Below are 13,810 nucleotides of genomic sequence, written 5' to 3' on the forward strand. Positions count from 1 at the left end.
TGAGCCTGCTCGCGATAGCGGTATTTCAGTAACAAATAAGCTGATCGACCTACCGCTATCGCGAGCAGGCTCACTCCTACAGTGGGGGCGAGTACCCGCACATTTTGGGTAGTGATTAAACGGGCATCATTGGGCACACTGGCGGTCTGACTTTTTACATCCCATCCTGACTGAGAGGAACGATCATGGTTCTGCGCTCGGAAATTCTGGTGAACAAAAACGTGCTACCGACCAAAGATCAAGCTCTGCCCGGCCGCGAAACCGCGATGACCTTGCCTGAAAAGCATTTCGTCTTCGAAGAAACCCCATTGCTCGGCCCGTTCTTCCAGGACGTCGACTTTGCGATCTTCGGTCTGGGTTGCTTCTGGGGTGCCGAACGCCGCTTCTGGCAGCGCGAAGGTGTGGTCAGCACGGTGGTCGGCTACGCCGGCGGCTACACGCCGAACCCGACCTACGAAGAAGTCTGCTCGGGCCTGACCGGCCACGCCGAAGTGGTGCTGGTGGTGTATGACAAGGCCAAGGTCAGCTACGAAGAACTGCTGGCGATGTTCTGGGAACTGCACAACCCGACACAGGGCATGCGTCAGGGCAACGACATCGGCACCCAGTACCGTTCGGTGATCTACGCCACCTCGCCTGAGCAACTGGACGCGGCGCTCAAGAGCAAGGCGGTGTATCAGGCTGAACTGTCGAAGGCGGGTCTGGGCGACATCAGCACCGAGATCGAGCAGGCGCCGACCGTGTACTTCGCTGAGGCGTATCACCAGCAGTATCTGGCGAAGAACCCTGAGGGTTATTGCGGGATTGGCGGCACCGGCGTGTGCATGCCACCGAGTCTGGCGGGTAACTGACCTAGAACTGTGGCGAGGGAGCTTGCTCCCGCTGGGGTGCGAAGCGCCCCTAAAACCGGTGAACGCCTTCTTCAGGAAGAACCGGCTTTCCGGATTCACGACTGCTGCGCAGCCGAGCGGGAGCAAGCTCCCTCGCCACAGGTTTTCAGTTGCCGATCAGCTCTCGGCAATCAACCAATCCATCTGCCATCCACCCTGAGTCTGCCCAAGTTTCTTCGACAACCACGGCAGCAACTCACGCAGTTCCTCCTCCAGCCCCCACGGCGGATTGGCAATCGCCAGCCCGGAACCGTTCAGGCTGTTCGGCGTATCCAGCGGATGCACCAGCAGTTCCACGCGCAGCAGTTTCGGTGCACCGGTGCCGGCCAGATCCTGATAGAACCGGCGCAACGCACGCTGATCCTTCACCGGATACCAGATCGCCGCCACAGTCTGGCGCATGCGGCCAATCGCTTCTTTCAGCGACGCCGCACACTTTTGCATCTCATCAAGCTGTTCGAACGGCGGATCGATCAGCATCACCGCGCGCTTCTCCTGCACCGGCAACATCGCCCGCGCCACATGCCAGCCCTCGCCCAGATGCACCTTGACCCGACGATCACCGGCCATGTTGTCCTTGAGCAGCACGCCGTCTTGCGGGTGCTTCTCGTTGAGCATCACCCGGTCCTGAGGCCGGGTCAGACGCCGCGCCAACTCCGGCGAACCCGGGTAGTAGCGCAACTGGCCATCGGGGTTCATCTCGTGCAGCACCTTCATGTAGTCGGCGGTCAGGGCCGGCAGATCCGGCTGATCCCACAACCGCGCGATGCCTTCCAGGTATTCGCCGGTACGGTTGGCCTGATCGCCCTGCAGGTCATACAGACCGATACCGGCGTGCGTGTCGAGATAGGCAAACGGCTGCTCCTTGCGCGACATCAGGGCGATGAGGCGGGTCAAGGTCAGGTGTTTGAACACATCGGCGTGATTGCCGGCATGGAAGGCGTGACGATAATTCATGGCTGCTCCTGCGAGGGCCGTGAAGTTTACCTTTTACCGGGCGGCAAGTCAGGGGTTGGCGGCCGAGCGGGCCTCAGCAGCAAAGATCGCAGCGGTCACGCAGCTCCTACACGGGATTGGCGTACACCCTGCAGGAGCTGCCGAAGGCTGCGATCTTCTGCTCTTGCCCTTGTGGCGAGGGGATTCATCCCCGATGGGCTGCGCAGCAGCCCCAAGACCTCAATCCCCCATTCCGTCTGACTCCGCGACAACCGGGTTGCGGCTGCTACGCAGCCGAGCGGGAGCAAGCTCCCTCGCCACAAAAACGCTCTCAGGCTTAAAGGGGCAGGTTGCCGAGGCGTTTACCGATGACATCCAGCACATCACAGCCGTCACGCAGTGGAATGGCGCAGAGCATGGCGAAGTCGCTGAGAATGATGGAGTCGCATTCGACCGAGCCGCGCATGCACATGTTTTCCAGCACCTGCGGTAGTTTTGGGCGGTCTCCCGCAACTCTATGAGCAACATAAAGAAACATCTTCCTCAGGATAACCGTCGTCTCACGAGCGAAGGGAGTGCGAATATCCGCTCCACTGAAAACCTGTAAAGAGGGAAATTTACATGGGAAGGAAAGTGGTCGGAATCGGCGCGCCTACATCAACTGGTGGTGTGGTTCTGGAAGGAAACGTTGGAATCAACATTGATTACGCGGTGAGCACTTCATCCATCGGCCACATGGCAAGTTGTCCTGTATGCCCTCCAGGCAAAGGTCCCATCGTAGCTGTCGGCCCACGAACAATCACTTTACCGGCTGGCCTGGTTGCACTTGAGGGCGACTATGTCGCGTGTGGCTGCCCGCCAAAATCCAACACTGTTCTCTTTGCTCAATCCTCTGTCTTTGGTGGCGGGGAACATAGCGCTGCGAGCTTTTCTCCCATCGTCCCTTTGATCCCTGAACCGAAGAGCATCCAGCGCATAACGTTCTCGTATGGAGAAAACCAGACACCCGTCGATTCGATATCGCGCTTCTATTGCGACTTGAATATTCATGTGAAAACTTCCGGCTATTTACCGGGAGAGACCGTGGCTGTAACGATCAGCGGTACGACAGAAAAAAAACTGACCGGGACGGTGGGGGCAAAAGGCATAGCGATCATTCCAAACGCTTTTCAAGGTGAATTCTTCGACATGGAAGGAGAAGTCTAGTGGCTCAGCTCAATATCAGTGCCGGTGGCGTAACCTCAAACATAGTTGTCAAAAGACCAAAATTCAGCACCCTATGGACTGCCTACGCAGAGGTCGGCCTCAAAAACTCGATTGATGTTTATGCACTGGTTGGAGGTAATGTCGAAGCGGCCAGAGCAGAAAAGCCTGATGCTTACGCGAACGCTTGCGCCCTTAGAATAAGTAGAGGATTTAACTATGGCGGCTACAAAATCCCGAAAGGAACGATCATTCCCAGCAAATCCATCTATCGCCTTGCCGGCGCAGACCAACTCCCGTACATCATGAAGGTCGCAGATTTCCTTGCCTTCCTGAAACACAATTGGGGGGCTCCGGATCATGAATTGAAACTCAGTGAGGCTGACTTCATCAATGGCAAGAAAGGCGTGATTATTATGGAAATCACCGGGTGGACCGACGCGACCGGTCATGCGACCTTGTGGAACGGTAGCTCCACCGGAGACAACAGCGACTACCATCGCCCGAATAGCCACACTTATGATCGGCCAGACGTAAAACTCGAAAAAATCAATTTCTGGGAGCTAAAGGGATGAAATTCCAGCTATTCATTGCGGTAGGTATTCTTGGCGCATCTGTAAATGCCTTCTCAAGTGAAGCAGATCTAACCACCGCAAGAGTTTCATTGAAGAATTACGGCCTCGCCAACTGCATATCAAATCAATTCAAGAGTGAATCAGATATCAAATCGGATCTCGGCCTCGCTATTGGCGCTTACTCCGTAATGGGCAAGGGACAACACGCGATTTTGCAGAACGAAGACACACTTGAAGTCATCCATGATCCCTATGTGGAAACAGAGAAGTACGTGGCGGATGCTTACGCCAAGACTTCTTCAACCAGCAAGCAGTCTGGAAAAAATATCGTGTTCTATTCTTGCCTTGAAATTTACAACTCCCCTGCATTCGACGCCTTTATCAAGTCACAAGATCAGTATCTGCAGAACTAAATTCTTCTCAGCAGGCTAGTGATCCTTCCATCGATAGAGGCTGGAAGGATCTATTCATAATTGTGACGTTAAGGCATCGCGCTCAAGCGTTTGCCGATCACATCCAGCACATCGCAGCCGTCACGCAGCGGAATGGCGCAGAGCATGGCGAAGTCGCTGAGGATGATCGAGTCGCACTCGACCGAGCCGCGCATGCACATGTTTTCCAGCACCTGAATCACGGCGCGGATGCGGTGGTTGGCGGCGTCCATGAGGATGTCGAGGGGGACTTGGGTGTCGATGAACAGGGTGGGCATGTCGCTGCAGTTGCCGGTCAGGGCCATGAAGCGGGCGTCGGGATGGGGGATGATTTTTTCGTAGGGTGGGTCGGGTTTCAGCGCTGTCATCTATTGAACCTCTAGTAGTGAAATGAGCTTCCACCATCTCCCTCCTACAGGTTTGGGTGGCAGCCATGCGCGGGGTAGGAGAACCGAGACCAGAGAACTCGGCCACGCCGAAGCATGCCCGCGCATAACCGCCGCAAATGATCTTACGGACGCACATAGACTGCCGCAAACCGGGCGACGACGTTTATGCGCTCTTCTAGTATCAGGGCTCCTACACCCTGTCGCCGCATCTGCGGTGACAATGCAAGACTATCCCTGCTACCCAACGCCCACCAGTTCATGAAAGCCGCCGCAACTCGAAGGAAACGTCCGAAGCCTTCGCCCGGAAAACTCACTCCAGTTCTGCCAGCAAATACTCCACCAATGCCGATTGCGACGATTCTTCCGACGTTGAAATCTGAAAAAACCGCCCGACCTTGCAGCGCAGCACAGGCTCGGGAAAACCCTCGAACAATGCGGGAAGCTCCTCGCTTAGCCATTGCACCGCATTGCCTGTGCGGACTTCATCCCCCGCCGAAGCCAACACCGGTTCAGGCACTTTCCACCAAGGAAACACACACCCCGATACCTGCGCCCGCCCCCCGACATCCAAGGCCTGGCCATTGATGAGTGCACGTGAAATCACCGGCAACAGCTGCGCCGCATCCACTGCATCGGACTGCAAGATCGGCAACAGAAACCGCCCATCCCAAAACCGAAAAAACACCGCTGTGCCGTCCGGCATCAGCACTTGAGTCAGGCTGCGAAAGTGCTCGACCAGCACTTCAAGGCTCGCGGAAGACACCGCCAGCCAACCCCAGTCGCGAGACTCGTTAGAGGCCACCCAATCAAGAAACTCACTGTCCGTCGCGACAATTCCCACAAAGGGCATTACCGCGTCCCACTCGGCGTAGATCGTGTCCGCCCAGATCGGGTTGGGTCCGACCAGCGGAGGCCTGGCGTCGCTGGCATTACTGAAAATCGCGAACAGTTGCTCCGCAGGTTTCAGCGGCTCACGCGCCAGCCACGCTGAAGGCGTCAGGCACTCAGGCTGCACAGACACCGTCCTTGCAACGCTCACACTCTTCGCAGAATGGCGCATCACCTTTGAAGCTCATGATTTGTGCGGCGGTGAGCATGGCCGCCGGTGCCGCTGCAAGTTTCACCGACAGTCCCGGCACACTCGGTGCCGCGCTCATCGCCGCCATGGGAGCCCCACCCACAACAATCGGCACGCTGCTGAAGATTCCGCCGGGGCCAATGTTGATCCACTGCCCACCGGCCTGAATCGTTGCGCTCGCGCCGCCGTCGATCACCACTTGTTGCCCGGCACTGACGTGGATTTGCGCACTGGCGCTGGTGGCCTGATTGCTCACCCGAATATGCCGATCGCCGACCACCGTCAGGTGATCGTCCTGCTTCACTTCGGTCTGGCGCTGGCCGTGGGTGATGCGTTGTTCGTCGGCCTTTAATTCATGCTTGGCAAGGCCAGTGACGACGATGCTGCGCTGGTTGTCGACCTGCACCTGTTGGTCGTGCAGCACGTGCTGGGTCCAGTTGCGCTGGGCGCGCAGATAGATTTCTTCGGCACCTTTTTTGTCCTCGATGCGCAGTTCGTTGTAGCCGCCGCCACCGGGACTGCTCTGGCTGCGGAAAATGCTGCGAGTCTGATCGGCGGGCAAGTCCAGCGGCACCGGAGTCGCGGCATTTGGCAGGCAACCCATCACCAACGGTTTATCGGCATCAGCGTCGATGAAACCAACCAGCACTTCCATGCCGACCCGCGGGATCAGCACGCTGCCGTAACGGTCATGGGCCCAGCCCGTGGCGACACGCAGCCAGCAACTGGAATGCTCGTTGTGCTCGCCGTCACGATCCCAAGCCAGTTGCACCTTGACCCGGCCGTACTCGTCGCAGTGGATTTCCGTGTCTTGCGGCCCGGTGACGACGGCAGGTTGATAGCCGAGCATCCGTGGTTTTTCCGGGCCGAAGGCCGGGCGGAAGAATACGTCCCACGGCGTGGCGAGAAAGGTATTACGGTAACCCTGGAACCCTTCACCATCACTGGTGACCGATTCCTCAAGCACTTGCGGCTGTCGCCCACGGTGTTCGATGGCGGTGAGCAGCCACAGGTCATTCCAGTCCTTGCGCGGATGCTCGGTCAGTTGCAGGAAATGTCCGCAAACCAGTGCGGATACGTCGCTGATGCCCTCAGCCTGACGGTAGTCGGCAACATGTCGCTCAAGCGCTCTTTGGGCGAGGTGCTTACCGGTTTCACGATCGTTGAATTGGCCGGGAAAGTGATAATCCTCCAGCACCGGACGTTGCTCGCTTTCGCTGCGGTTTTGCAGTTGCAGGCGCGGCTTTTCAAAGTTGTAGTCACGCCGGGTGACCACGCTGGTGCGGGTTTCCACCCGGACATTGAAGCGCTGGATGGCCGGCGCCGCAGACGCCATGCCGCTGCCCGGCAAGTACAGCGCCGGTTCGGCCAGGCGCGGGAACACCGTCTGATCGTCGCCGAACACCAGCACATGCCCGTCGGGACTGTGCTGAAAGTGGTAATGAATGCCGACCTCGGCACACAGGCGCTGAATGAACGCCAGATCACTCTCGGCGTACTGCACGCAATATTCCCGCACCGGGTAATCGCTGCCGAGGCGGAACTCGAAGGCATCGCGCAGGATCGCGTGATCCTTGAGGATGCGCGCAACGATTTGCGGCACCGTCTGATGCTGAAAAATCCGCTGATTGGTGCGGTGGCCGAGGTAAGTCAGACGCGGCACAAGGCTCAGGTGATAGCGTGTCAGACGTTTCCCGGAATCCCCCTGTCCGACCCGATAAATCTGGCCGTGGATACCGCCGCCATCGGCCTCGAAACTCAGAAACGCCTGACGGTGCAACAGGCTTTCGAGATCCAGATCGGGCCGTTCACTGACCAGTTCCAGCTCGAAACGAAAGGGTTGGCTGATGGCTTCCTTGCCCGTGAACTCAAGGACTTTGAGATCAAATTGGGCGCCTTCGAAGGTCAACGTGAAACGCGGTTGATTGGCAGGCGCGAACATCCGGTGTGTCTCTGCAGAATGAGGGCGGGCGATTCTGCATGAGGGGCAAGGGGTATTGGGTGGGTGACAGGAAAATCAGATCTCCCCTACTTTCACTGCCGAAAAAGCCTTCGAAAATCGGCGCATGCGACTACAGACAACCCTCTCAAACTCACTCCTACAGGGGAATTGCGGTGCATCAGGGATATTGCAGGCACAAAAAAAACGGCCCGTCTCCTGTTGGAAACGGGCCGTTTTCGCGTGAGCGTCAGCTCAGAACAATTACTTGTTCAGGTGGAAATCCTTTTCCGCTGCCTGGAAGCGCTGCACCATGCCAGCGGTCGGCTCGCCGAGCTTGCTGACGATGTAGATCGCCAGGCTGGCGAAGATGAAGCCCGGGATGATTTCGTACAGGCCCATCACCTCGAAGTGCTTCCACACCACCACGGTGATGGCGCCGACCAGGATGCCGGCCAGTGCGCCGTTGCGGGTCATGTCTTTCCAGATCACCGAAATCAGCACCACCGGACCGAACGCGGCACCGAAACCGGCCCAGGCGTAGGACACCAGGCCCAGTACGCGGTTTTCCGGGTTGGCGGCCATGGCGATAGCGATCAGCGCCACCAGCAACACCATCGCGCGGCCGACCCAGACCAGTTCAACCTGAGAGGCGGATTTGCGCAGGAAGGTTTTGTAGAAGTCTTCGGTCAGGGCGCTCGAGCACACCAGCAACTGGCAGCTCAGGGTGCTCATCACAGCGGCGAGAATCGCCGACAGCAGGACACCGGCCACCCACGGGTTGAAGAGGATCTTGGCCAGTTCGATGAACACACGCTCGTGGTTCTCGGTCACGGGACCGGCCACTTCCGGGTGCGCCGAGAAGTAGGCGATGCCGAAGAAGCCCACGGCCACGGTGCCGCCCAGGCACAGGATCATCCAGGTCATGGAGATGCGACGGGCGTTGGCGATCGACTTCACCGAGTCAGCAGCCATGAAACGCGCGAGGATGTGCGGCTGGCCGAAGTAGCCCAGACCCCAGCCCATCAGCGAGATGATGCCGATGAAAGTGGTGCCCTTGAGCATGTCGAAGTTGCTTGGATCCTGGGCTTCGATAGCGAGGAACGTGGTGTCGACGCCACCGGTGGCCAGCAGCACGATGATCGGCGTCAGCAGCAGGGCGAAGATCATCAGCGTGGCTTGCACGGTGTCAGTCCAGCTCACCGCGAGGAAACCGCCGACGAAGGTGTAGGCAATCGTCGCCGCAGCACCGGCCCACAGCGCCGTCTCGTAGGACATGCCGAAGGTGCTTTCGAACAGGCGAGCGCCGGCCACGATGCCGGAAGCGCAGTAAATGGTGAAGAACACCAGAATCACCACCGCCGAAATGATGCGCAGCAGGCCGCTCTTGTCTTCGAAACGGCTGGAGAAGTAGTCCGGCAGGGTCAGCGCATCGCCGTTATGCTCGGTCTGCACGCGCAGACGGCCGGCGACGAACAGCCAGTTCAGGTACGCGCCGACGATCAGGCCGATGGCGATCCAGCTTTCGGACAGACCGGACATGTAGATGGCACCCGGCAGGCCCATCAACAACCAGCCGCTCATGTCGGAAGCACCGGCAGACAGAGCCGTAACGACGCTGCCGAGGCTGCGGCCGCCAAGAATGTAGTCGGAAAGGTTGTTGGTGGAGCGATAGGCCATGAAGCCGATCAGCACCATTGCTGCGATGTAGATCACGAACGTGATCAGTGTTGGATTGCTTACGCTCATTAAGTTACGCCCTGGCTTTGTTTTTATGTTGCAGCGGTGATTGATCATCCACAAACGACGACGTTTGGCAGACGAAACGGGATCCCGCGCATTTAGGACTGATGTTTCCCCAGGAAAGCCACCAGCCGATGCACCGGGTATTCCCGGTTGCACCTTGGGCGCGAATGCTATGCAACAAAGTAAAAAAGGTGCAACCAGTTTCTGGCGATTAAGTTGCACCAAGTCGGATATACCGATAAATATGCCGTTTTTGATCCTTTTTAGCGCAGTCACGGCGCTCCGATAGAAGTAAAAGCACCAAGCAGGAGCGGCACTTCAGTACCAGAAAATAATTCCTGACGAAGCGTTTATTTTTCCGACAAAAAAAGGGTTGCACCCGGTTGCACCTCTTTCGGCGCACGGCTAATCTTGCCGCCAGCTGATGCCACGCAACTGTGGCAACCATGAGGATAAAAATATGGCTACCACCACCCTTGGGGTCAAACTCGATGACCCGACCCGCGAGCGCCTGAAGGCTGCCGCGACCTCGATTGATCGCACACCACACTGGCTGATCAAGCAGGCAATTTTCAATTACCTGGAAAAACTCGAGGGTGGTGCAACCCTGACCGAGCTGAACGGTTTGACCGCCAAGGACAGCGATGACGCTGGCGAAGTGCAGGCCGATCACGCCCACCAGTGCTTCCTCGAATTCGCTGAAAGCATCCTGCCGCAATCGGTTCTGCGCGCCTCGATAACCGCCGCCTACCGTCGCCCCGAGCCGGAAGTGGTGCCGATGCTGATCGAGCAGGCACGCCTGCCGGCACCGATGGCCGACGCCACCAACAAACTTGCCGCGACCATCGCGGAAAAACTGCGTAACCAGAAAAGTGCCGGCGGCCGTGCGGGCATTGTTCAGGGCCTGCTGCAGGAATTCTCCCTGTCGTCTCAGGAAGGCGTAGCGCTGATGTGTCTGGCTGAAGCGCTGCTGCGTATCCCGGACAAAGGCACTCGCGATGCACTGATCCGCGACAAGATCAGCACCGGCAACTGGCAGCCGCACCTGGGCAACAGCCCGTCGCTGTTCGTCAACGCGGCCACTTGGGGCCTGCTGCTGACCGGCAAACTGGTGTCGACTCACAACGAAGCCGGCCTGACCTCGTCGCTGAGCCGCATCATCGGCAAAAGCGGCGAGCCGATGATCCGCAAGGGCGTCGACATGGCCATGCGTCTGATGGGCGAGCAGTTCGTCACCGGCGAAACCATCGCCGAAGCCCTGGCCAACGCGAGCAAGTTCGAAGCCAAGGGCTTCCGTTATTCCTACGACATGCTCGGTGAAGCGGCGCTGACCGAACACGATGCGCAGAAGTACCTGGCGTCGTACGAACAAGCCATCCACTCCATCGGCAAAGCCTCCCACGGCCGTGGGATTTATGAAGGCCCGGGCATTTCCATCAAGCTCTCGGCACTGCATCCGCGCTATAGCCGCGCGCAGTACGAGCGCGTGATGGAGGAGCTGTACCCGCGCCTGCTGTCGCTGACCCTGCTGGCCAAGCAATACGACATCGGCCTGAACATCGACGCCGAAGAAGCCGACCGCCTGGAACTGTCGCTGGATCTGCTCGAACGCCTGTGCTTCGAGCCGCAACTGACCGGTTGGAACGGCATCGGCTTCGTGATTCAGGCCTACCAGAAGCGTTGCCCATACGTGATCGACTACGTGATCGATCTGGCCCGCCGCAGCCGTCATCGCCTGATGATCCGTCTGGTGAAAGGCGCGTACTGGGACAGCGAAATCAAGCGCGCCCAGGTCGAAGGTCTGGAAGGCTATCCGGTCTACACCCGCAAGGTGTACACCGACGTTTCCTACATTGCCTGCGCGCGCAAACTGCTGTCGGTGCCGGAAGTCATCTATCCGCAGTTCGCCACGCACAACGCCCACACCTTGTCGGCCATTTATCACATTGCCGGTCAGAACTATTACCCAGGCCAGTACGAATTCCAGTGCCTGCACGGCATGGGCGAACCGCTCTACGAGCAGGTTGTCGGTAAAGTTTCCGAAGGCAAGTTGAACCGTCCGTGCCGGGTGTACGCACCGGTCGGCACCCACGAAACCCTGCTGGCGTACCTGGTACGTCGTCTGCTGGAAAACGGTGCCAACACTTCGTTCGTCAACCGCATCGCCGACCAGTCGATTTCGATTCAGGAACTCGTGGCCGATCCGGTGGCGCAGATCGAACAGATGGCGACCGTAGAAGGTGGTTTCGGCCTGCCGCACCCACGCATTCCGCTGCCGCGTGACCTGTACGGCGCCGAGCGCGCCAACTCCGCCGGCATCGACATGGCCAACGAACACCGTCTGGCTTCGCTGTCCTGCGCCCTGCTCGCCACCGCGCACAACAACTGGAAAGCCGCGCCGATGCTCGGTTGCGCTTCCAGCAACGAAGCCCCGGCGCCAGTGCTGAACCCCGCGGATCACCGCGACGTGGTCGGCCACGTGCAGGAAGCCACCGTCGAAGACGTCGACAACGCGATCCAGTGCGCACTCAATGCTGCGCCAATCTGGCAGGCCACCCCGCCAGCCGAGCGCGCGGCGATTCTGGAACGTGCCGCTGATCTGATGGAAGGCGAGATCCAGCCGCTGATGGGCCTGCTGGCCCGTGAAGCCGGCAAGACCTTCGCCAACGCCATTGCCGAAGTGCGTGAAGCGGTCGACTTCCTGCGTTACTACGCGGTGCAGGCGCGCAACGATTTCAGCAATGACGCCCACCGCCCACTGGGCCCGGTGGTGTGCATCAGCCCGTGGAACTTCCCGCTGGCCATCTTCAGTGGTCAGGTCGCTGCCGCACTGGCCGCCGGTAACCCGGTACTGGCCAAACCGGCTGAACAGACTCCGCTGGTCGCCGCGCAAGCCGTGCGTTTGCTGCTGGAAGCCGGGATTCCCGAAGGCGTGCTGCAACTGCTGCCGGGTCGCGGTGAAACCGTCGGCGCCGGTCTGGTCGGTGACGAGCGCGTCAAAGGCGTGATGTTCACCGGTTCCACCGAAGTCGCGCGTCTGCTGCAGCGCAACATCGCCGGTCGCCTCGACAGCCAGGGCCGTCCGATTCCGCTGATCGCCGAAACCGGCGGGCAGAACGCGATGATCGTCGACTCTTCGGCGCTGACCGAACAAGTGGTGATCGACGTGGTGTCCTCGGCCTTCGACAGTGCCGGCCAGCGTTGCTCGGCCCTGCGCGTGCTGTGCCTGCAGGAAGATTCCGCCGACCGTGTCATCGAAATGCTCAAGGGCGCGATGGCGGAAAGCCGTCTCGGCAACCCTGAGCGTCTGTCCGTGGACATCGGCCCGGTGATCGACGCCGAAGCCAAGGCCGGCATCGACAAGCACATCCAGGGCATGCGCGATAAAGGTCGCAGCGTGTACCAGGTGGCGATCGCCGACAGCGAAGAAGTCAAACGCGGCACCTTCGTCATGCCGACCCTGATCGAGCTGGAAAGCTTCGACGAACTGCAACGCGAGATCTTCGGCCCGGTGCTGCACGTGGTGCGCTACAAGCGCAAGGACATCGACCAGTTGATCGGCCAGATCAATGCCTCCGGTTATGGCCTGACCCTCGGCGTGCACACCCGCATCGACGAGACCATCGCCAAGGTGATCGACAACGTCAACGCCGGTAACGTCTACGTCAACCGCAACATCGTCGGTGCCGTGGTCGGCGTGCAGCCGTTCGGCGGCGAAGGCCTGTCGGGTACTGGTCCGAAGGCCGGTGGTCCGCTGTACCTGTACCGTTTGCTGTCGACGCGTCCTACTGACGCCATCGAACAATCCTTCGCTCGCGGTGATGCAGTCGTCGCCCCGGACGTGCGTCTGCGTGATGCCATGAGCAAACCGCTGAACGCCTTCAAGGCCTGGGCCGAGAGCAACCAGTACGCCGAACTGAGCGCCCTGTGCGTGCAGTATGCCGCCCAGTCGCAAAGCGGCATCACCCGTGTGCTGGCCGGCCCGACCGGCGAGAAGAACAGCTACGCGATCCTGCCGCGTGAACACGTGCTGTGCCTGGCGGACGTCGAAGGCGATCTGCTGACCCAACTGGCGGCGGTATTGGCGGTCGGCGGTTCGGCGGTATGGCCGGAATCCGACATCAGCAAGGCATTGTTCACACGCCTGCCGAAGGACGTTCAGGCGCGGATCAAACGGGTTGCCGACTGGCACAAGGATGAAGTGGTGTTCGATGCGGTTCTGCATCACGGTCATTCCGACCAGTTGCGTGGCGTCTGCCAGCAGATTGCCAAGCGGGCCGGTGCGATCGTGGGCGTTCAGGGCTTGTCTCAGGGCGAGACCAACATTGCGCTGGAGCGTCTGGTGATCGAGCGGGCGTTGAGCGTCAACACGGCGGCGGCGGGTGGTAATGCCAGCCTGATGACTATCGGTTAATACCGATGACCCGGGCACCTGCATAGGTGCTCGGCATAGCCACAATCCCTGTGGGAGCGAGCTTGCTCGCGAAAGCGGTTTGCCAGTCAACTCATCTGTTGAATGTGCCGACCTCTTCGCGAGCAAGCTCGCTCCCACAGTGGTTTGTGGTGTTTGCAAAGTTGCTGCGCGGCTCCAACATCACGCCCATCAATCATCCTGTTCAGCCT

11 protein-coding genes are annotated in these 13,810 nt (G+C 59.3%); 5 read left to right on the plus strand and 6 right to left on the minus strand.

Going from position 1 to position 13,810, the window contains the following annotated elements; genetic code table 11:
* Window positions 1-185 precede the first annotated feature (185 nt).
* Window positions 186-851 carry a peptide-methionine (S)-S-oxide reductase MsrA gene (gene msrA / locus PMI25_RS18145; RefSeq protein WP_007967332.1) on the plus strand — a complete coding sequence of 222 codons (666 nt, stop codon included), beginning with the start codon at window positions 186-188 and terminating at the stop codon, window positions 849-851.
* Between the two features lie 156 nt (window positions 852-1,007).
* Here msrA and PMI25_RS18150 read toward each other — a convergent pair whose 3' ends face one another.
* Entirely contained in the window at window positions 1,008-1,847 is an 840-nt protein-coding gene (locus PMI25_RS18150) for a 23S rRNA (adenine(2030)-N(6))-methyltransferase RlmJ (RefSeq protein WP_007967330.1), read from the minus strand.
* Between the two features lie 316 nt (window positions 1,848-2,163).
* Window positions 2,164-2,364 carry a hypothetical protein gene (locus tag PMI25_RS29690; protein WP_081755219.1) on the minus strand — a complete coding sequence of 67 codons (201 nt, stop codon included), beginning with the start codon at window positions 2,362-2,364 and terminating at the stop codon, window positions 2,164-2,166.
* A gap of 83 nt (window positions 2,365-2,447) precedes the next feature.
* Here PMI25_RS29690 and PMI25_RS18160 point away from each other — a divergent pair, with 83 nt between their 5' ends.
* Genes PMI25_RS18160 through PMI25_RS18170 form a run of 3 tightly spaced genes read left to right on the plus strand, consistent with a single transcriptional unit; the run spans window position 2,448 to window position 4,017 of the window.
* A complete protein-coding gene (locus PMI25_RS18160; RefSeq protein ID WP_007967327.1) occupies window positions 2,448-3,032 on the plus strand; it encodes a PAAR domain-containing protein in 585 nt (194 codons plus the stop codon).
* Window positions 3,032-3,604, plus strand: coding sequence for a type VI secretion system amidase effector protein Tae4 (locus PMI25_RS18165; protein ID WP_007967325.1), 573 nt, complete (start codon window positions 3,032-3,034; stop codon window positions 3,602-3,604). The genes PMI25_RS18160 and PMI25_RS18165 overlap by 1 nt, the downstream gene beginning before the upstream one ends.
* Complete coding sequence (locus tag PMI25_RS18170; RefSeq protein ID WP_007967323.1) at window positions 3,601-4,017, plus strand: hypothetical protein; 417 nt, start codon at window positions 3,601-3,603, stop codon at window positions 4,015-4,017. Before PMI25_RS18165 ends, PMI25_RS18170 begins: the two co-directional genes overlap by 4 nt.
* Window positions 4,018-4,085: 68 nt before the next feature.
* Here PMI25_RS18170 and PMI25_RS18175 read toward each other — a convergent pair whose 3' ends face one another.
* The 4 genes from PMI25_RS18175 to putP all read right to left on the minus strand — a co-directional run bounded on the left by PMI25_RS18175 (window position 4,086) and on the right by putP (window position 9,190).
* Entirely contained in the window at window positions 4,086-4,403 is a 318-nt protein-coding gene (locus PMI25_RS18175) for a hypothetical protein (protein WP_007967321.1), read from the minus strand.
* A 331-nt stretch (window positions 4,404-4,734) separates the two neighbouring features.
* The gene (locus PMI25_RS18180; protein ID WP_007967320.1) at window positions 4,735-5,439 is read right to left on the minus strand and encodes a DUF4123 domain-containing protein; all 705 of its coding nucleotides are present in this window, start codon (window positions 5,437-5,439) and stop codon (window positions 4,735-4,737) included.
* Window positions 5,429-7,444: a type VI secretion system Vgr family protein gene (locus tag PMI25_RS18185; RefSeq protein ID WP_007967317.1), complete on the minus strand. Its 2,016-nt coding sequence runs from the start codon at window positions 7,442-7,444 to the stop codon at window positions 5,429-5,431. The genes PMI25_RS18180 and PMI25_RS18185 overlap by 11 nt, the downstream gene beginning before the upstream one ends.
* A gap of 261 nt (window positions 7,445-7,705) precedes the next feature.
* Complete coding sequence (putP, locus tag PMI25_RS18190) at window positions 7,706-9,190, minus strand: sodium/proline symporter PutP (protein ID WP_007967315.1); 1,485 nt, start codon at window positions 9,188-9,190, stop codon at window positions 7,706-7,708.
* Between the two features lie 457 nt (window positions 9,191-9,647).
* On the opposite strand from putP, the gene putA reads away from it, so the two are divergent.
* Window positions 9,648-13,601 (plus strand): trifunctional transcriptional regulator/proline dehydrogenase/L-glutamate gamma-semialdehyde dehydrogenase, encoded by a 3,954-nt coding sequence (gene putA / locus PMI25_RS18195; protein ID WP_007967313.1) that lies wholly within the window; start codon window positions 9,648-9,650, stop codon window positions 13,599-13,601.
* Window positions 13,602-13,810: the final 209 nt, after the last annotated feature.

It is taken from the genome of Pseudomonas sp. GM30, from assembly GCF_000282275.2.
GTDB lineage: Bacteria > Pseudomonadota > Gammaproteobacteria > Pseudomonadales > Pseudomonadaceae > Aquipseudomonas.

Coding starts and splice junctions, on each gene's coding strand:
- PMI25_RS18170 (WP_007967323.1), top strand. CDS start 3,601: ATGAAATTCCAGCTATTCATTGCGGTAGGTATTCTTGGCGCATCTGTA.
- PMI25_RS18175 (WP_007967321.1), bottom strand. CDS start 4,403: ATGACAGCGCTGAAACCCGACCCACCCTACGAAAAAATCATCCCCCAT.
- PMI25_RS18185 (WP_007967317.1), bottom strand. CDS start 7,444: ATGTTCGCGCCTGCCAATCAACCGCGTTTCACGTTGACCTTCGAAGGC.
- putA (WP_007967313.1), top strand. CDS start 9,648: ATGGCTACCACCACCCTTGGGGTCAAACTCGATGACCCGACCCGCGAG.
- putP (WP_007967315.1), bottom strand. CDS start 9,190: ATGAGCGTAAGCAATCCAACACTGATCACGTTCGTGATCTACATCGCA.
- PMI25_RS18150 (WP_007967330.1), bottom strand. CDS start 1,847: ATGAATTATCGTCACGCCTTCCATGCCGGCAATCACGCCGATGTGTTC.
- msrA (WP_007967332.1), top strand. CDS start 186: ATGGTTCTGCGCTCGGAAATTCTGGTGAACAAAAACGTGCTACCGACC.
- PMI25_RS18160 (WP_007967327.1), top strand. CDS start 2,448: ATGGGAAGGAAAGTGGTCGGAATCGGCGCGCCTACATCAACTGGTGGT.
- PMI25_RS29690 (WP_081755219.1), bottom strand. CDS start 2,364: ATGTTTCTTTATGTTGCTCATAGAGTTGCGGGAGACCGCCCAAAACTA.